Source organism: Pseudonocardia sp., assembly GCF_025465255.1.
In the GTDB taxonomy this organism is placed as follows: Bacteria; Actinomycetota; Actinomycetes; order Mycobacteriales; family Pseudonocardiaceae; genus Pseudonocardia.
Genome location: NZ_JAODNI010000189.1, coordinates 1 through 15804 on the forward strand (window position 1 = coordinate 1; position 15804 = coordinate 15804).

Consider the following 15804-nt stretch of genomic DNA (forward strand, 5'->3'; position numbering starts at 1 on the left):
CGCCCGGTTCGCGGCGCTCCCGCACGGCCACGGCCTCCTCGACGTCGTCGAGGTGGCCGGCCAGGGCGCGCGGCTCCCGATCGACGAGGTCGCCGGGCTCTACTACGCGCTTTCCGCCCGGCGCACCGGCCCCGTTCCCGTCAACCCCGTGCCCGTCAGCCCGGGGTGACCCACGAGGGCTTGCGCTTCTCACCGAACGCGCGGATGCCCTCCTGACCCTCCGTGCCGGCGAAGTACGTGGCGGACAACGAGTTCATCTCCGCGAAGTCGTCCGTCATCGACGCCGGATGCTCGCGCAGCAGGATCTCCTTGGCCCCGGCCAGGGCGCCGGGCGCACCGAGGGCGAGCATGCCGGTGTAGCGGGCGACCTCGGCGTCGACGTCCTCCGCGGGCACCGCGCTGTTGAGCAGCCCGATCTCCCTGGCCCGCACCGCGTCGAACGTCTCGCCGGTGAGGAACAGCTCGTGCGCGGCGCGGGGGAGCAGCCGCGGCAGCACCGTCACCGAGATGACGGCCGGGACCACGCCGATCCGGACCTCGGTGAACGCGAAGGTCGCCTTCTCCGCGGCCACGGCGATGTCGCACGCGGCCACGATCCCGACGCCGCCCGCCCGGGCCGGCCCGGTGAGGCGCGCGACGACCGGCTTCGGCGACGTCCAGAGGGTCTGCAGGATGCGCGGGACCTCCGTGATCCCCTGCTGCTCCGCGCTCGCCCCCTTCGACTCCTTGAGGTCCATGCCCGCGCAGAACACGGTCCCGGTGTGCGTCAGCACGATCACCCGCACCGCGTCGTCGGCGATCACGGAGTCGAGGTGGGCGATCAGCTCGCGACGCAGCTGCGCGGAGAGCGCGTTGCGGTTCGCGGGGGAGTCGAGGGTGATCGTGGCGATGCCGCCGGAGACGTCGAGGCGGACGAGAGCGTCGGTGGTCACGACCCGGGACGGTACGCGGCGGGCCGGTCGTCCGGGATCGGCGTCCGATGCTCCGGTTGGTCCTTCACGAACGTACGTGAGGGGGTGATGATGGGCGTTCGCTCGACGACGAGGTCGGGAGGGACGCGATGACGATCACCGCGCGCGGGTCCGGGGACGTGGCCACGTCCGCGGCGCCGTTCGAGCCGCCGGCGGGCCGGCAGGAGTTCACGCTCGCGGGCGTGGCCGAGTCCGACCGCGAGGAGCTGTGGGAACGGATCGTCTCGGACACCCACGTCGGGATGAGCCTGCGCTTCGCCGCGGACCGGCCGCCGCGTCCCTTCCACGGCGTCGTCCGCCGGCGCGCGATCGGGGACCTCGCGCTCGTCGACGCCGAGTGCGACCCCTGCGGCGGGATGCGCGGCCGCTCCCGGATCGCCGGCTCCGACGACGACCTCGTCGCGGTCATGGTGACCCGGTCCGGCGGAGAGTTCCTCGCGCGCGGTGACGTGCAGGCCGACCTGCGCCCCGGCAGCCTGCTGATCTGGGAGAGCCACCGGCCCGCCCGCTTCGCCGTCCGCGGCCGGTTCGCGAAGCGGACGCTGATCGCCCGGCGCACGGCCCTCGACGAGGTGCTGGGCCGGGGTTGGTCCGTCGGCACGGGGTTGCCGTCGCCGTCGTCGGCCGCCGCCCTGCTCCTCGTCCGGTACCTCGACGTCCTCGCGTCCGCGGACCCGCTGCCGCCCGCGGTCGCGGGTCCTGCACGCAACGCCGCGCTCGAGCTGTTCGCGGGCCTGATCCGCTCCGGCACGGACGTGCCGTCACCCGCGCCGACGCCGGCCCTGCGCAGCGCGATGGAGGCCTGGATCGACGGGAACCTGCACACCGAGATCACCCCGGCCCGCATCGCCGCGGCCCACGGCGTGTCCGTCCGGACCGTGTACCGCGCGTTCGAGCCGACCGGGGACACGGTCGGGGCCCTGGTCCGCACCCGCCGCCTCGCCCGTGCCCGCAGGGAGCTGAGCGCGGGCGGCGCGCCGATCTCGCTGATCGCGGCGCGGTGGGGCTTCGCGGACTCCAGCCACTTCTCCCGGGCCTTCAAGGCGTACTACGGCTGCTCGCCGACGGACTACCGGGCGGGCGCGCTCGGTAGGCCGTAGCTGGCAGGGATCGGCCCGGACGCGGCAGGGATGTGCATGCCCGCGCCGTCCGGGCTCCGCAGGATCAACAGTGACCCGGGTCACCTCGACGATGCGGAGAACCGAGACGATGAAGTCCATCTTCTTCCACCTGATGCCCTACCGCGATCTCCCGGCCGACTTCGAGAAGCGGTACGAGAGCATCTGGATCACCCCGCCGAACACGGAGCTCTGCGACCCGAAGAAGGTCGCGCAGTACTACCAGTGGAACCTCGACGAGCTGGAGCTCGCGGACCGCCTCGGCTTCGACGGCGTCGGGGTCAACGAGCACCACCAGAACGGCTACGGCTTCATGGCCTCGCCGAACCTGATGGCCGCCTCGCTCGCTCGGCGCACCCCCAACAACTCGGCGATCATGGTGCTGGGCAACACGCTCGCCCTGTACGCGCCCGCGACGCGCGTCGCGGAGGAGTTCGCGATGCTCGACGTCCTGTCCAACGGCAGGCTCGCCGCGGGCTTCCCCGTCGGGACCTCGATGGACGTCAACTTCTGCTACGGCGTCCCGCCCACCCAGACCCGGCCCCGGTTCCGCGAGGCCGAGGAGCTGATCACCCAGGCCTGGACGAGGCCCGGCCCGTTCAGCTTCAACGGCCGCTACAACCAGCTCCGCTACGTCAACCCCTGGCCCCAGCCGCTGCAGAAGCCGCATCCGCCCGTCTGGCTGGCCGGCGGCGGCTCCGTCGAGACCTGGGAGCTGGCCGCGGCGAAGAACTACACCTACAGCTACCTCTCGTTCTTCGGCGCGAAGTTCGGCAAGAAGCTGATGGACGGCTTCTGGGCCAAGATGGACGAGCTCGGCGTCGACCGGAACCCGTTCCGCGCCGGGTTCGCCCAGCAGATCTGCGTCTCCGAGACCGACGAACGGGCGGAGAAGGAGTATCTCGAGCACGTCACGTACTTCTTCAACAAGTGCCTGCACATCCCGCCCTACTTCTTCGAGGCGCCGGGCTACCGCACCCGCAAGAGCACCGAGTTCGCGATCAAGACGAACCAGCCGGGCGCGATCGCGGCGGCCGCGGCGCTGGAGAAGAACTGGAAGACCCTCAACGAGGAGGGCTTCATCATCGCCGGCAGCCCGTCCACCGTGGCGGACCGGCTGATCGAGGTCGCGAAGACCCTGCGGGTCGGCAACCTGCACGCGCTGCTGCAGATCGGCTCGATGCCGCACGAGCTGACGAAGAAGAACATCACGCTGTTCGCCGAGGAGGTCATGCCCCGGATCCGGCACGTCTGGGACGCCGAGGGCTGGACCCACGAATGGTGGCCCTCCGGGGCGGCGAACCGGGCCGTCACCGAGCCGACGGGAGCGCAGGCATGACGACCACGCAGAGCCCCGTCGACGAGCGGATCGTCCAGGTCGGGCCGATCGCGGCCCGGGTGCTGGTCGCCGGCACCGGCGAACCGCTCCTCTTCCTGCACGGCGCGGGCGGGCTGTTCTGGGACCCGTTCCTGGACACCCTCGCCGCCGAGCACACCGTGTACGCGGTCGAGCACCCCGGCGGCAACGTGTCCGAGGACCTCGACCACCTCCCGGGCATCTGGGAGCTCGTGCTGTTCTACGACGAGCTGCTGGACACGCTCGGACTGGACTCCGTCCGCGTCGTCGGGCACTCGTTCGGCGGCATGGTCGCGGCCGAGCTGGCGGCGAACAGCCCCCGGCGGGTGTCGCGGCTCGTGCTGATCGCCCCCGTCGGGTTCTGGCGCGAGGACCATCCGATCGCGGACATCGCCGGCGTGCCGCCCGAGAAGCTGGTCGAGCTCGTCCTGGCCGACCCGTCGAGCCCGCTGGCCGCGACGCTGACCCCGCCCGCGGACGACCCGCAGGCCCTGTTCGAGGCCGCGATGCGGATGGCGAGCATCCTGCACTTCATCTGGCCCATCCCGGACAAGGGACTCGACCGGCGCATCCACCGCGTGTCCGCGCCGACCCTGCTCGTCTGGGGCGAGCAGGACCGGCTCGTCGACCCGGTCTACGCCGAGGAGTTCACCTCGCGGCTGCGGGACTCCCGGCTCGTCACGATCCCGGACGCCGGGCACCTGCCCACGCTCGAGCAGACGGCGGCCGTCGTGCCGCCCGTGCTCGGCTTCCTCACCGGAAAGGACGCCTGAGATGCCGCTCCACCCGCAGGTCGAGGCGCTGATCGCGCAGATGGCGGCGCAGGGCGCCCCGGCCCCGGAGAGCATGACGGTCGCGCAGAACCGGGCGATGCTCGCGGAGCTCGCGGGGCTGTCCGGGGAGCCCGAGGACGTCGCGCGCACCGAGGACACGACGGCGCCCGGGCCGGGCGGGGACATCCCGATCCGGGTCTACGTCCCCGCCGGTGAGGGACCCCGAGGGGAATCGGCACTGCCGACGCTCGTCTACTACCACGGCGGGGGCTGGGTGGTCGGGGACATCGAGAGCCACGACGGCCTGTGCCGGGCCCTCGCGAACCGGTCCGGCTGCGTCGTGGCGTCCGTCGACTATCGGCTGGCGCCGGAGCACCGGTTCCCCGCGGCGGTCGACGACGCGTACGCCGCCGCGGTGTGGGCGGCGGAGAAGATCGGGGACTTCGGCGGCGACGGAACCCGGCTCGCCGTCGGCGGGGACAGCGCGGGCGCGAACCTCGCCGCCGTCGTCGCGCAGCAGGCGAAGAGCCGCGGCGGCCCGCGGATCTCTTACCAGCTGCTCGTCTACCCGGCGACGGACCGGCACGACGACAGCCCGTCGATGCACGAGAACGTGGCGGGCCCGCTGCTGTCCCGGGCGTGGATCGAGTGGTTCCTCGGCTGCTACCTGAGCTCGCCGGACGAGGGCCAGGACGTCCGGGTGTCGCCGGGCCGGGCCGAGGACCTGTCCGGGCTGCCGCCCGCCCTCGTCGTCACCGCGGAGTACGACCCGCTCCGGGACCAGGGCGCGGCCTACGCGGGGAGGCTGCGGGAGGCGGGCGTCGAGGCGGAGTACCTGCCGTGTCCGGGGATGATCCACGGCTTCTTCCAGATGGGCGGGGTGCTGGACACCGCCCGGGAGACCGTGGACCATGCCGCGGCGGCGCTCCGCAGGGCGCTGGCCTAGCCTCCCGCGCTGACGAGCGGCACCCTCGCCCCTACCCCGGGACGGAGGTGCCGCTCGTCGGTTCGGACGCGGAGAATTCTCATCGGATCACCGATGAGTTCTCCCGCACGCGGTCGTTCCATCCTCCGTACCGCCACGGAGCACACGCCCCGCGGGGCAGGAGGAGGCCGTCATGGAGTGCAGGCTGGAAGTCGTCGTCGTGCCCGTGAGCGACGTCGAGAAGGCGCGGGAGTTCTACGTCGACAAGCTCGGCTTCCGCCTGGACACGGATCACCAGGCCGGCGAGTCGTTCCGGGTGATCCAGGTGACGCCGCCGGGCTCGGCCTGCTCGATCGTCTTCGGCAGGGGCATGGGCGACGGGAAGCCGGGCAGCGTGAAGGGCACGCACCTGGTCGTCAAGGACATCGTGGCCGCGCACGCCGAGCTGGAGGCCGCGGGCGTGGAGAACAGCGGGCCGGTGCACTTCGCCGAGGGCGGCGTGATGACCCCGGGGCCGCACCCCGAGGGGGCGGACTACGGGTCGTTCGTGTTCTTCGCCGACCCGGACGGCAACTCGTGGGCGCTGCAGCAGATCGTCTCCCCGGCACGATGAGCCCCGGCGCGATGAGCCCCGGCGCGACGAGCCCCGGTGCGACGAGCACGGCCCTGGACGCGGGGCTGGACCGGCACCGCCGCGAGCTGCACGTGCACTGCTACCGCATGCTCGCCTCCTACGAGGAGGCCGAGGACGCGGTGCAGGAGACCTACCTGCGGGCGTGGCGCAGCCGGGACACCTTCGACGGCGAGCACCTGCGGGCCTGGCTCTACCGCATCGCCACGAACGTGTGCCTGGACCTGGCGCGGGCCCGGTCCCGCCGGGTTCCGGAGCTGCACTCGTTCGCCGAGGTCGGCTGGCTCAGCCCGTACCCGGACACCCTGCTGGACGGGATCGCCTCGGGCGAGGACGAGCCGGAGGGGTTCGCCGTCGCCCGGGAGACCATCGAGCTCGCGTTCCTGGCCGCGCTGCAGGTCCTGCCGCCACGGCAGCGGGCCGCGTTCCTCGCGCGGGAGGTGCTGAGCCTGTCCGCGGCGGAGACGGCGCAGCTGATCGGCACCAGCGTCGCGGCGGCGAACAGTGCCCTGCAGCGGGCGCGGGAGACGATGCGGAGGCACCTGCCGTCGCACCGCGACGACTGGGCCGCGCGTGAGCCCGGCACGGCCGAGCGGGCGCTGCTCGACCGCTTCATCGACGCCCACCAGCGCTGCGACGCCGCGGCCGCGATCGCCGCCGCGGCCGAGGACATCCGGATCACCATGCCGCCGCAGCCGATGTGCTTCGAGGGCCTGGCGATGGTCGCGCCGCTGCTGGAACGGGCGTTCGGCCCGGACCGCGACGGGGACTGGCGGCTGCTGCCCACCGGCGTCAACCGGATGCCCGCGGCGGCCAGCTACCTGCGCCGCCCCGGGGACACGGTGTTCCGCGGGTTCAAGCTCGACGTGCTGCGGGTCGAGGGCGACGCGATCGCGGAGATCACGACGTTCGGCCCGTCGCTGTTCGGGGTGCTGGGGCTCCCGGTGGAACTGGCGGAGTATCCGCTTAGCCCGCGAAGAGCCGGCCGAGGTCCGCGAACGCCTTGAACTCCAGGGCGTTGCCGGACGGATCGAGGAGGAACATCGTCCGCTGCTCGCCCGGCTCGCCCTCGAAGCGGACGGAGGGCTCGATCACGAACGGGGTCCCGGCGGCCCGCAGCCGCTCGGCGAGGGCCGTGAACTCCTCGACGCCGAGGACGACCCCGAAGTGCGGCACCGGGACGTCGTGCCCGTCGACCGAGCTGTGCCCGGCCGTCGCGGCGGCCGGGGTGTGCCCCGGGACCTGGTGGGTCACCACCTGGTGGCCGTGGACGTCCCAGTCCGTCCAGACCTCCGACGAGCGGCCGCGGGGGAAGCCGAGGACCTCGCCGTAGAAGCGGCGGGCCTCCTCGATGTCCGCGACCGGGACAGCGAGGTGGAAGGGCGGGCGGTCGGTCATCCGGGGTGCTCCTTGTCGTCGGTTGGTTCCCAGGTTCGGGCGCGGCCGGCGAAGCGGTGGTGGAGGTAGTCCGCGGTGGTCACGTCCGCGGGGAAGAAGGACTCCACCGCCACCTCGTCGAGGGTGACGTCCAGCGGCGCGCCGAGCACCGAGATCGTCGAGAAGAAGGTGAGCTCGCCGTCCGGATGGCGCAACCGCAGCGGCAGGACGACCCGGTTGCGGGGGTGCGCGGACGGGTCGAGGCCCAGCTCGCGGCAGTAGCCGACCAGCTCGTCGAGCAGGGCGCCGAGGGCCGGGTCGGCGGAGCGGTCGACCTGCCGGCGCAGCCGCGAGACCAGGTGCGCGGCGTACTCGTCGAGGTCGGCGACGTACCGGGCGAGGCCGCGCGGGTGCAGGCTGACCCGCAGCACGTTGACCGGCGGTGTCAGCAGCGCCGGGTCCGCCAGCTCGACGAACAGCGCCGACGCCGCGTTGCCGTCGATCATGTCCCACTGGCCGTCGACCAGGACCGCGGGGAACGGGTCGTGCGCGGCGAGCAGGCGGTTGAGCGAGCGGTGGACCTCGCCCATCTCCGCCGCCTCCAGCGGGTGCTGGGTGTAGCCGGGCGCGAACCCGGCGGCCATGAGCAGCTCGTTGCGGGTCCGCAACGGGAGGTCGAGCTGCTCGGCGAGGTGCAGCACCATGTCCCGGCTCGGCCGGGAGCGCCCGGTCTCCAGGAACGACAGGTGCCGCGCGGAGACCTCGGCCTTGTTGCCCAGGTCCAGCTGGGTGAGCCGGCGACGCCGGCGCCACTCGCGGAGCAGACCCCCGAAGGCGGTCTCCGTCATCCCACCGGTCCCTGCCATCCCACTGGTCCCTGCCATCCCACTGGTCCCGGCCAGCACGGCTGTCATGACGCCGACGCTAGCCGGGTGCGCGAGCCGATTCGATGACGTCGGAGGTAATGGCGCGCGGACGGGGCGGCGCGAGACCGTCCTCCCATGACCCTCACCGCGGAGATGCACGCCGCCATGCCGTTCACCGCCCTCCTCGGCGCGACCGCCCTGGCCGCCACGGCCGACGAGGTGCGGCTGCGGCTGGACTGGGCGCCGGAGCGCTGCACGTCGGGCGGCCTGCTGCACGGGGGCGCGCTGATGGGCCTGGCCGACGCCGCGGGCGGCTGGTGCGCGTTCCTCGACCTCCCGGACGGGGCGACGGGGACCGCGACCACGTCGTCGTCGACGCACTTCCTGCGCCCGGTGACCGACGGGTACGCCGAGGCCGTCGCCACCGTCCTGCACGGCGGGCGCACCGCGATCGTCGTGGTCGTCGACGTGCTGGACGCGAAGGGCCGGCTGGCGAGCCGGGTGACGCAGACCCAGGCCGTCCTGCGCTGAGCGGCCCGGGGCGGATCCTGGTCACGGCGGGCCCAGGCAGAGCCGCGGGAACAGGGCTAGCGTTGATCGGGAACGCGTTCATCCTGCAACGGAACCCGATGAAGACGGAGAAATCGTGAAGCTCGGACTGCACATCGCTGACTTCACCTACCCGAACGGGCCCAGGGCACTGGCGGACGATCTCACCCGGATCGCGGTCGCCGCCGAGGAGGCCGGGTTCGCGCGGGTCAGCGTGATGGACCACGTCTGGCAGATCCGCCCGGTGGGGCCGATCGAGAACGACATGCTCGAGGCGTACACGACGCTCGGCTACCTGGCGGCGCGCACGTCCAAGGTCGAGCTCCTGACCTGGGTCACCGGCGTGACGTACCGGGAGCCCGGGCTGCTGGCCAAGATCGTCACCACCCTGGACGTGCTGTCCAAGGGACGGGCCTGGCTCGGCATCGGCGCCGCCTGGAACCAGGAGGAGGCCGAAGGCCTGGGGCTGTTCTTCCCGCCGACCGCGGAGCGCTTCGCGCGGCTCGAGGAGACGCTGCAGATCTGCCTGCAGATGTGGAGCGACGACGAGGGCCCCTACGAGGGCAAGTACTACCGGCTGGGCCGCACCATGAACCACCCGCAGGCGCTGACCAAGCCGCACCCGCCGATCCTCATCGGCGGCGGCGGGGAGAAGAAGACGCTGCGGCTCGTGGCGCAGTACGCGCAGGCCTGCAACCTCTTCGCCGGGCCGGAGCTCGAGCACAAGCTCGACGTCCTGCGCCGCCACTGCGACGACGTCGGCCGGAACTACGACGACATCGAGAAGACGATCATGGGCCCCCTGGACCCGAGCGACCCGCCCGCCCTGGTCGAGCAGCTCCGCGGCTACGCGGCCCTCGGCGTCCAGCACATCCAGGGCATGGTCCCGAACGTGGCGGACATCGAACCGCTCCGGGTCCTGGGCCGCGAGGTCGTCCCGGCGGCCGCGGAGTTCTAGCAGCTGCGCTGCGCACGAGCCGCTACGCCGCGTCGCGGCGCGCGACCTCCGCGCGGACCAGCGGGATGACCTCCCGGCCGAACTCCCGGGCGTCCGCGACGAGGTCGTACCCGCGGGCGGACAGGATCCGCACGCCCAGGTCGTAGTAGTCCATCAGCGCGGCGGCGACCGTCTCCGGCGTGCCGACCAGCGCCGTCGAGTTCCCCGCGCCGCCGGTCGCCGCGGCCGTCACGGTCCAGAGCGCGCGGTCGTGCCGCTCGCCCTGCTCGGCGATCGCGAGGAGCCGCTGCGACCCCGCGTTCTCCGGGTCCGTCAACCGGTGCCGGCGGGTGAGCTGCCGGCCGCCGGCCGTCCGCTCCTGGATCTTCGCGACGGTCGCGTACGCCTTCTCCCAGGCCTCCTCCTCGGTGCGGCCGAGGATCGGGCGGAAGGCGACCTGGAACGTCGGGGCCGGGCGCCCCGCCTCCTTCGCGAGCTGCGTGATCGTCGCGATCTGCTCGGCGGTCCCGGCCAGCGGCTCGCCCCACAGCGCGTAGATGTCCGCCTCTTCCGCACCCACCCGGTACGCCGCCTCCGAGGACCCGCCGAAGGAGATCTTCGGACGCGGCTTCTGGGCAGGCTCGACGTCGAGCACGAAGTCGTCGAAGGAGTAGTGCTCGCCGTGGAAGTCGAAGGGCTCGGACTCCGTCCACGCGCGCTTCATGATCTGGATGGCCTCGCGGGTGCGGGCGTAGCGCTGGTCCTTGGGCAGGACGTCGCCCTCGCGCTGCTGCTCGTGGTCGTTCCCGCCGGTGATGACGTGCAGGGTCAGGCGCCCGCCGCTCATCTGGTCCAGCGTCGCGACGGTCTTCGCGGTGAACGTCGGGTAGGAGACGTTCGGCCGGTGCGCGAGCAGCAGCTGCAGCCGGTCGGTGTGGTCCGCGATGTACGCGGCGGCCTGCGCCGGGTCCGCGCTGCCGGACGAGTACGCGGTGAGGACGCGGTCCCAGCCGGTCTCCTCGTGGGCGCGGGCCAGCTCGAGGGTGTAGGCGGGGTCGAACGCCGGCCCGGACCGCGGGTGGGTCTCCGTGCCGTCGTTGGTGGCGCCGATACCGAGGAACTCGACGGGCATGAGGGTGCTCCTTCGTCGCGGGGGGACGGGCCACTTCCCACAAGGCGCGGAGCTGCGCGGGTGTTCCCGGCCGCGTGCAGTCAGGAGGTGAGCGGGCCGGCCAGCGCCCGCGCGCGGCCCCGCAGCGAGCGAAGGGTGGCGAGGTCGTCGTCGATGTCCTTCAGGTCCGCCCGCACCCGCCCGAGCCCCTCGGCGGCTCTGCGGGCGGCGTCGAGCTGCCCGGCGGTCTTCTCGTCCCGGCGGGCCAGCGCGGCGAGGGTGTTCCGGCGCAGTTCCGTGCTCGCGCCCCGGACGGCGTCGCGGACCTGCTTGCCGAGTACCAGCTGGAACTCGTCGACGACGATCCGCGCGGCCGTCCGGGCCTCGCCGCGGCGTCGGTCCAGTCCCCGCTTGCGGTCCCCTGTCAGGGCGGCGCCGCCCAGCGCGAGCGCGCCGACCAGGGCCGCGGTCAGCAGCATCCAGAGGGGGAGGTGGACGCCGAGGAACCGGGGGACGACGAACGTCATCATCACGCCGCCGTAGGAGGGCATGACGACGGTGAGCAGGCGGGCGGGGACCGGGGGCCGGCCCACGGTCGAGGGCTCGGGCTCGGCCAGCGCGGCGACGAGCGTCGCGGGGGGAAGGAGCGGGAGGGCCGGGACGGGGAGCGGGTCGGGCAGGTCGAGGTGGGCGGTGAGCCGCGCGGCGACGTCGCGTACCGCCGCCCGGGCGTCGGCGTGGGTCTGCTCGGCCTGCGTGACGAGGCGCCGCCGCAGGTCGGCTGCGATCTCGTCGGCCTTGCGGCGCGGGTCCCCGGACTCGAGGGCCCGCTCGGTCTCGGTGACCACCGCGCGGGCGCGGCTCCGGAGCGCGAACTCGGCGTCGGACACGATCCCGGCGAACCCGTCGGCGAGGACCGGCGACCAGTCGCGGGAACGGGCGCGCTGCGCGTCCGAGCAGGCCCGGGCCCGGTGGAGCTCGGCCCGAAGCCGTGCCGCCCGGCCGGGGTCGGCGAGCGCGTCACGGCGGTACCGCAGGTCGGCGCCGAGGGAGTCGACCGCGCGGCCGACCTCGAGGACCGCGCCCTGCAGCGCGGCCAGCCGGGGACCCGGCCGGTCCGTCGTGGTCACCGCGCGGCGAGCGGCGGAGAGCCGGCGGATCAGGTCGTGGCGGTCGTTGGCCTCGGCGCCCGCGAGAGCGCTGTCCAGGAGCTCGACCGTGTCGTCGGAAGGGACGAGGACCGGGTTTCCGGTGGCGAGCATGGTGGCCCTCCCGGGGCGGTGTCGAGGCGGTGCGGGGAACGTGGGGGCGGCGTGGCCGGCCCGTGGACGGATGCCGCCGCGGGCCGGCCGGAACGCCTGTGGGGTGCGGAACCGGTCAGTAGGAGGCGTAGTGCGAGCTGTCGTCCCAGGAGCTGCTGTGGTCGTCCGAGCCGTCGTCCGAGCCGTCGTCGGAGCCGTCGTCGGAACCGCCGTCCGAGCCGTCGTCCTGCGTGTCCTGCCAGCTGGTCTCCTGGAAGCCGCCGTCGTCCCCGCCGTCGTCACCGGTGCCGTCGGTGTCCTCCTCGCCCTCCCAGCTGTCGTCGTACTCGCTGTCGTTGTGGTAGCTGCTGTCGTGGTGGCTCTTGAAGTCCGCCATCTCGTTCTCCTCTGGTGTCTCGGAGGGCCTTCGGTGCGTCCCTCCCGATGACCGGAACTCTGCCGACGATCCGGCCGCGGCACGATCGAGTGCTCCCTACAACCGCCCTCCGTTCGCCCCCGTCCTGGGCGGGGGCGAACCCCCTCCACGGCCGGGGCGTCCCGCCCCCGGTGACGCCGCGGAGCGCGTCGCCCGGCGGGGTGGGGTGCGGGGACGTGACGTCCTTCCGCATCGCTCGCGGATGCTCCGGGCTCGGGTTACCGTCGAGGGTGATGAACACCCCCGCGGCTCTCTCGACCTGGCCGGCACTGCGCCGTCACGTCGATCTGTGCCGTACCGCCGCCGCGCTGTAGGCAGCGCCGTCCCTGGTTGTCGATTCGGCGAGAGGAACGGCGTTGATGCACAGCACAGCGATCGCGATCGTCGGGGCGGGCCCGCGTGGCGTGGGCATCCTCGAGCGGCTGGCCGCGAGCGTGCCCGAGCTGCGGCCGGACACCGCGCTCGACGTCCACCTGATCGACCCGTACCCCGCGGGGGCGGGCCGGATCTGGCGCAACGCGCAGTCCCCGCTGCTCGCGATGAACTCGATGGCCGCGGACGTCACGATGTACACGGACGAGTCCGTGGTGTGCGAGGGCCCGATCCGCACCGGCCCGTCCTTCTGGGACTGGGCGCAGGAGGAGCGCGCCGGGGACCTGGCTGACTGGCCCGCGGACCTGGCGGACGAGCTGCGCGCCGTCACCGCGTCGACCTTCCCGAGCCGGCGCCTGCAGAGCGAGTACCTCGCACGGGTGCTGCGCGACGTCGTCGACGCGCTCCCGGCGGGAATGCGTGTCCACGTGCACGAGACCCGCGCGACCGGCCTGTCCGAGCAGGGCGGACGTCAGGTCGTCGCGCTCGAGGGGGAGGCGCCGCTGAGCGTCGACACGGTCGTCCTCGCGTCCGGCCACCTCGACGCGGCCCCCACCGCCGACGAGCAGGAGATGCTGGCCCGGGCCGATGCCGCGGGGCTGCGCTACCTCCCGCCGGAGCAGACGACGGACTCGGACCTGTCCGTCGTCGAGCCGGGGGAGACGGTGGTCGTCCGCGGGATGGGGCTCGCGTTCATCGACCTCATGGTGCTGCTCTTCGAGGGCCGGGGCGGCAGGTTCGAGGGAACCGAGGAGCTCACCTACGTGCCGTCCGGGGAGGAGCCGCGCCTGGTCGTCGGCTCCCCGCGGGGCGCGCCGTATCACTCGAAGGCCCACTACGGGCTCTCCGCGGGCCGCCCGCCGCTGCCGCGCTTCTTCTCCCCGGAGACGCTCGACGGCCTGGACGCCCCGATCGACTTCCGCGCACAGCTCTGGCCGGTGATGGCCAAGGAGATCGCGTGGGGCTGGTACCACGAGCTCCTCGCCGGCCACCCCGATCCGGCGCGGATGCCCTGGGAGGTGTTCGCGAGACGCTACGCGGCGCTCGAGTGGGGCACCCCGGAGATGGACGCGCTGATCGCCGAGGCCGTCCCGGACCCGGTGCACCGCCTCGACTTCGCCGCCCTGGACCGGCCCTTCGACGGGCTGCGCGCGGAGTCCCTGGAGGAGCTGCAGCCGCTCGTGCGGGAGCGGATCGCCGAGGACCTCCGGCAGCACGTCGACCCCGCGCACAGCGCCCACCTCGGCGCGTTCGTCGCGATGCTGTCCGTCTACGGCGAGATCACCCGGATCCAGGGGCTCGACGTGCTGTCGGCGCGTTCCCGGGCCCGGGACGTCCCGTGGTGGCAGAGCTTCTTCAACTCCGTCGCGAGCGGGCCGCCCGGGTTCCGCGTCCGGCAGCTGCTGGCGCTGTCCCGCGCCGGGTTCGTCGAGTTCCTCGGCCCGGGCATGTGGGTCGAGGTCGACGACGACGGGTTCCGCGCCGGGAGCGGCGCGCTCGTGGGGGCCCCGCCGGTCACCTCGACGATCCTGATCGACGCCCGCCTCCCGGACTCCAGCGCGGACCGCACGTCGGACCCGTTGCTCGCCTCGCTGGTGCGGGCCGGCGAGGTGGTCGAGGACATCCTGACCGAGCCGGACGGCACGGTCCTGCGCCGCACCGGGCTGATCCGGGTGCGCCCGGCGGACGGCGCCCTGATCGACACCACCGGGGGCGCCAACGAGCACCGGTTCGCGGTGGGCCCGCACACGACGGTCAAGGTCGCCGGGGCCTTCACGCGGCCCGGGATGAACGCGCAGAGCCTGCGCTACAACGACGGGGTGGCCCGCGCCGTCCTGCACTCGCTGCCGACGTCGCGCGAGGCGGCGTCCGCGGCGTAGGCCGCCCGGACCTCTACACCCCGAGCGCGAGCCCGCGGGCGCGGAGGACCCGGCGCTCGATCGGGCGGAACACCAGCAGCTCGATCCCGATCCCGACCACCAGGATCAGCACGATCGCGGCGAACACGGCGCTGATGTCGTTGTAGTCGCTGCCCTGCTTGAGGTACGCGCCCAGGCCGACGCCGAGCAGCGGGCCGGCGGCGATGATCTCCGCGGCCATCAGCGAGCGCCACGAGAAGGCCCATCCCTGCTTGCAGCCGGAGAGGTATCCCGGCAACGCGGCGGGCAGCAGCACGTGGCGGGCGCTGGTGAGCCCGCGGGCGCCGAGGACCTTCCCGACCCGCGGCAGGATCGGCGGGATCTGGTCGATGCCGGAGACCAGCCCGTTCGCGATCGACGGCACCGAACCCAGCAGGACGACGAAGTAGATCGTCGCGTCGGTGAGGCCGAACCAGAGGATGGCCGCCGGGACCCACGCGACCGACGGCAGGCTCTGCAGGCCCGAGAGCAGCGGCCCGATCGCGGAGCGCACGACCTTGACCTTCGCCACCAGCAGGCCGAGCGGGGTCGCGATCACCAGCGCGATCGCGAAGCCGAGGAACGCCCGGCTGATCGAGGTCCACAGGATCGACCAGATCTCGCCGGTCACGAGCCGCGCCGCGAACGACTCCCACACCGCGATCGGGGCGGGGAGCTTGAACTCCGGCCAGATCGCGGACGCCCAGAGCGCCTGCCAGACGACGACGGCGAGCACGAGGGCGACGACCGGCGGCAGGCCGGTGGTCAGCGCCTTCCGCCACCACGGGCGGCGGTTCTCCGTGGGGGTGTCGAGCGCGTCCAGGCCCGCGAGCGCCGCGGCGGAGTCGTTCTGCGGGGTGACGGTCGGGGTCTCAGGCGGCATGGCTGGTGATGACCTGTCGCAGCCGGCCGGTGATCTCGTCGTGCAGCTCCTCGCCGTGCCCGTGCGCCGCGTCGACGTCCCATTCGCCGACGACCCTGCCGGGCCGCGACGACAGCAGCACGACCCGCTGGGCCAGCCGGACGGCCTCCCGGACGTCGTGGGTGACGAACAGGATGGTCGTCCCGGTCGCCTCCCAGACGCGCAGGAGCTCGCCCTGCAGCACGTCGCGGGTGATCGCGTCGAGCGCCGCGAAGGGCTCGTCCATCAGGAGCAGGCCGGAGCCGCCCTCCTCGGTGGTCGCCGCGGCGAGAGCCCGAGCCAGGGAGACGCGCTGGCGCATCCCGCCGGAGAGCTCGTGC

16 protein-coding genes and 1 pseudogene are annotated in these 15804 nt (G+C 73.4%); 9 read left to right on the forward strand and 8 right to left on the reverse strand.

What is annotated here, in order from left to right:
- Nucleotides 1-155: 155 nt before the first annotated feature.
- Nucleotides 156-932 (reverse strand): enoyl-CoA hydratase-related protein, encoded by a 777-nt coding sequence (locus tag JWP64_RS22875; RefSeq protein WP_297500680.1) that lies wholly within the window; start codon nucleotides 930-932, stop codon nucleotides 156-158.
- A 128-nt stretch (nucleotides 933-1060) separates the two neighbouring features.
- On the opposite strand from JWP64_RS22875, the gene JWP64_RS22880 reads away from it, so the two are divergent.
- From JWP64_RS22880 to JWP64_RS22905, 6 genes are all read left to right on the forward strand, one after another.
- Nucleotides 1061-2071: a helix-turn-helix domain-containing protein gene (locus tag JWP64_RS22880; RefSeq protein WP_297500683.1), complete on the forward strand. Its 1011-nt coding sequence runs from the start codon at nucleotides 1061-1063 to the stop codon at nucleotides 2069-2071.
- A gap of 70 nt (nucleotides 2072-2141) precedes the next feature.
- Complete coding sequence (locus JWP64_RS22885) at nucleotides 2142-3428, forward strand: LLM class flavin-dependent oxidoreductase (protein ID WP_297500685.1); 1287 nt, start codon at nucleotides 2142-2144, stop codon at nucleotides 3426-3428.
- The gene (locus JWP64_RS22890; RefSeq protein ID WP_297500688.1) at nucleotides 3425-4219 is read left to right on the forward strand and encodes an alpha/beta fold hydrolase; all 795 of its coding nucleotides are present in this window, start codon (nucleotides 3425-3427) and stop codon (nucleotides 4217-4219) included. Before JWP64_RS22885 ends, JWP64_RS22890 begins: the two co-directional genes overlap by 4 nt.
- 1 nt (nucleotide 4220) lies before the next feature.
- On the forward strand, nucleotides 4221-5165 hold the full coding sequence (locus JWP64_RS22895; protein WP_297500691.1) for an alpha/beta hydrolase: 945 nt from the start codon (nucleotides 4221-4223) through the stop codon (nucleotides 5163-5165).
- A 172-nt stretch (nucleotides 5166-5337) separates the two neighbouring features.
- Nucleotides 5338-5757, forward strand: a complete 420-nt coding sequence (locus JWP64_RS22900) for a glyoxalase superfamily protein (RefSeq protein ID WP_297500694.1) — start codon at nucleotides 5338-5340, stop codon at nucleotides 5755-5757.
- Nucleotides 5754-6782 (forward strand): RNA polymerase subunit sigma-70, encoded by a 1029-nt coding sequence (locus tag JWP64_RS22905; protein ID WP_297500697.1) that lies wholly within the window; start codon nucleotides 5754-5756, stop codon nucleotides 6780-6782. Before JWP64_RS22900 ends, JWP64_RS22905 begins: the two co-directional genes overlap by 4 nt.
- On the opposite strand, the gene JWP64_RS22910 is transcribed toward JWP64_RS22905, so the two are convergent.
- Together JWP64_RS22910 and JWP64_RS22915 are read right to left on the reverse strand one after the other, a co-directional pair.
- Nucleotides 6742-7173 (reverse strand): VOC family protein, encoded by a 432-nt coding sequence (locus tag JWP64_RS22910; RefSeq protein ID WP_297500700.1) that lies wholly within the window; start codon nucleotides 7171-7173, stop codon nucleotides 6742-6744. The two genes, JWP64_RS22905 and JWP64_RS22910, sit on opposite strands and share 41 nt — an antisense overlap.
- Nucleotides 7170-8000, reverse strand: a complete 831-nt coding sequence (locus JWP64_RS22915) for a helix-turn-helix domain-containing protein (protein ID WP_297500703.1) — start codon at nucleotides 7998-8000, stop codon at nucleotides 7170-7172. The genes JWP64_RS22910 and JWP64_RS22915 overlap by 4 nt, the downstream gene beginning before the upstream one ends.
- 153 nt (nucleotides 8001-8153) lie before the next feature.
- Here JWP64_RS22915 and JWP64_RS22920 point away from each other — a divergent pair, with 153 nt between their 5' ends.
- Together JWP64_RS22920 and JWP64_RS22925 are read left to right on the forward strand one after the other, a co-directional pair.
- Complete coding sequence (locus tag JWP64_RS22920; protein WP_297500706.1) at nucleotides 8154-8549, forward strand: PaaI family thioesterase; 396 nt, start codon at nucleotides 8154-8156, stop codon at nucleotides 8547-8549.
- A 115-nt stretch (nucleotides 8550-8664) separates the two neighbouring features.
- Nucleotides 8665-9525 carry an LLM class F420-dependent oxidoreductase gene (locus JWP64_RS22925; protein ID WP_297500709.1) on the forward strand — a complete coding sequence of 287 codons (861 nt, stop codon included), beginning with the start codon at nucleotides 8665-8667 and terminating at the stop codon, nucleotides 9523-9525.
- Between the two features lie 22 nt (nucleotides 9526-9547).
- Here JWP64_RS22925 and JWP64_RS22930 read toward each other — a convergent pair whose 3' ends face one another.
- From JWP64_RS22930 to JWP64_RS22940, 3 genes are all read right to left on the reverse strand, one after another.
- On the reverse strand, nucleotides 9548-10636 hold the full coding sequence (locus tag JWP64_RS22930; RefSeq protein WP_297500712.1) for an LLM class flavin-dependent oxidoreductase: 1089 nt from the start codon (nucleotides 10634-10636) through the stop codon (nucleotides 9548-9550).
- 80 nt (nucleotides 10637-10716) lie between these two features.
- Nucleotides 10717-11877 carry a hypothetical protein gene (locus JWP64_RS22935; protein WP_297500715.1) on the reverse strand — a complete coding sequence of 387 codons (1161 nt, stop codon included), beginning with the start codon at nucleotides 11875-11877 and terminating at the stop codon, nucleotides 10717-10719.
- 115 nt (nucleotides 11878-11992) lie between these two features.
- Nucleotides 11993-12253, reverse strand: a complete 261-nt coding sequence (locus tag JWP64_RS22940) for a hypothetical protein (RefSeq protein WP_297500718.1) — start codon at nucleotides 12251-12253, stop codon at nucleotides 11993-11995.
- 398 nt (nucleotides 12254-12651) lie between these two features.
- Between JWP64_RS22940 and JWP64_RS22945 the strand changes: the two genes are divergently transcribed.
- A complete protein-coding gene (locus tag JWP64_RS22945) occupies nucleotides 12652-14544 on the forward strand; it encodes an FAD/NAD(P)-binding domain-containing protein (RefSeq protein WP_297500720.1) in 1893 nt (630 codons plus the stop codon).
- A 13-nt stretch (nucleotides 14545-14557) separates the two neighbouring features.
- Here JWP64_RS22945 and JWP64_RS22950 read toward each other — a convergent pair whose 3' ends face one another.
- Both JWP64_RS22950 and JWP64_RS22955 read right to left on the reverse strand, forming a co-directional pair.
- Nucleotides 14558-15445: an ABC transporter permease gene (locus JWP64_RS22950; RefSeq protein ID WP_297500723.1), complete on the reverse strand. Its 888-nt coding sequence runs from the start codon at nucleotides 15443-15445 to the stop codon at nucleotides 14558-14560.
- Nucleotides 15435-15804, reverse strand: a pseudogene (locus JWP64_RS22955) (ABC transporter ATP-binding protein); the annotation flags it as partial. The gene JWP64_RS22950 and the pseudogene JWP64_RS22955, both read right to left, overlap by 11 nt.

Excerpts from the sequence above, each read along its gene's own strand:
- JWP64_RS22880 (WP_297500683.1), top strand. The coding sequence starts at position 1,061 with ATGACGATCACCGCGCGCGGGTCCGGGGACGTGGCCACGTCCGCGGCG.
- JWP64_RS22890 (WP_297500688.1), top strand. The coding sequence starts at position 3,425 with ATGACGACCACGCAGAGCCCCGTCGACGAGCGGATCGTCCAGGTCGGG.
- JWP64_RS22895 (WP_297500691.1), top strand. The coding sequence starts at position 4,221 with ATGCCGCTCCACCCGCAGGTCGAGGCGCTGATCGCGCAGATGGCGGCG.
- JWP64_RS22900 (WP_297500694.1), top strand. The coding sequence starts at position 5,338 with ATGGAGTGCAGGCTGGAAGTCGTCGTCGTGCCCGTGAGCGACGTCGAG.
- JWP64_RS22905 (WP_297500697.1), top strand. The coding sequence starts at position 5,754 with ATGAGCCCCGGCGCGATGAGCCCCGGCGCGACGAGCCCCGGTGCGACG.
- JWP64_RS22910 (WP_297500700.1), bottom strand. The coding sequence starts at position 7,173 with ATGACCGACCGCCCGCCCTTCCACCTCGCTGTCCCGGTCGCGGACATC.
- JWP64_RS22915 (WP_297500703.1), bottom strand. The coding sequence starts at position 8,000 with ATGACGGAGACCGCCTTCGGGGGTCTGCTCCGCGAGTGGCGCCGGCGT.
- JWP64_RS22920 (WP_297500706.1), top strand. The coding sequence starts at position 8,154 with ATGACCCTCACCGCGGAGATGCACGCCGCCATGCCGTTCACCGCCCTC.
- JWP64_RS22930 (WP_297500712.1), bottom strand. The coding sequence starts at position 10,636 with ATGCCCGTCGAGTTCCTCGGTATCGGCGCCACCAACGACGGCACGGAG.
- JWP64_RS22935 (WP_297500715.1), bottom strand. The coding sequence starts at position 11,877 with ATGCTCGCCACCGGAAACCCGGTCCTCGTCCCTTCCGACGACACGGTC.
- JWP64_RS22940 (WP_297500718.1), bottom strand. The coding sequence starts at position 12,253 with ATGGCGGACTTCAAGAGCCACCACGACAGCAGCTACCACAACGACAGC.
- JWP64_RS22945 (WP_297500720.1), top strand. The coding sequence starts at position 12,652 with ATGCACAGCACAGCGATCGCGATCGTCGGGGCGGGCCCGCGTGGCGTG.
- JWP64_RS22950 (WP_297500723.1), bottom strand. The coding sequence starts at position 15,445 with ATGCCGCCTGAGACCCCGACCGTCACCCCGCAGAACGACTCCGCCGCG.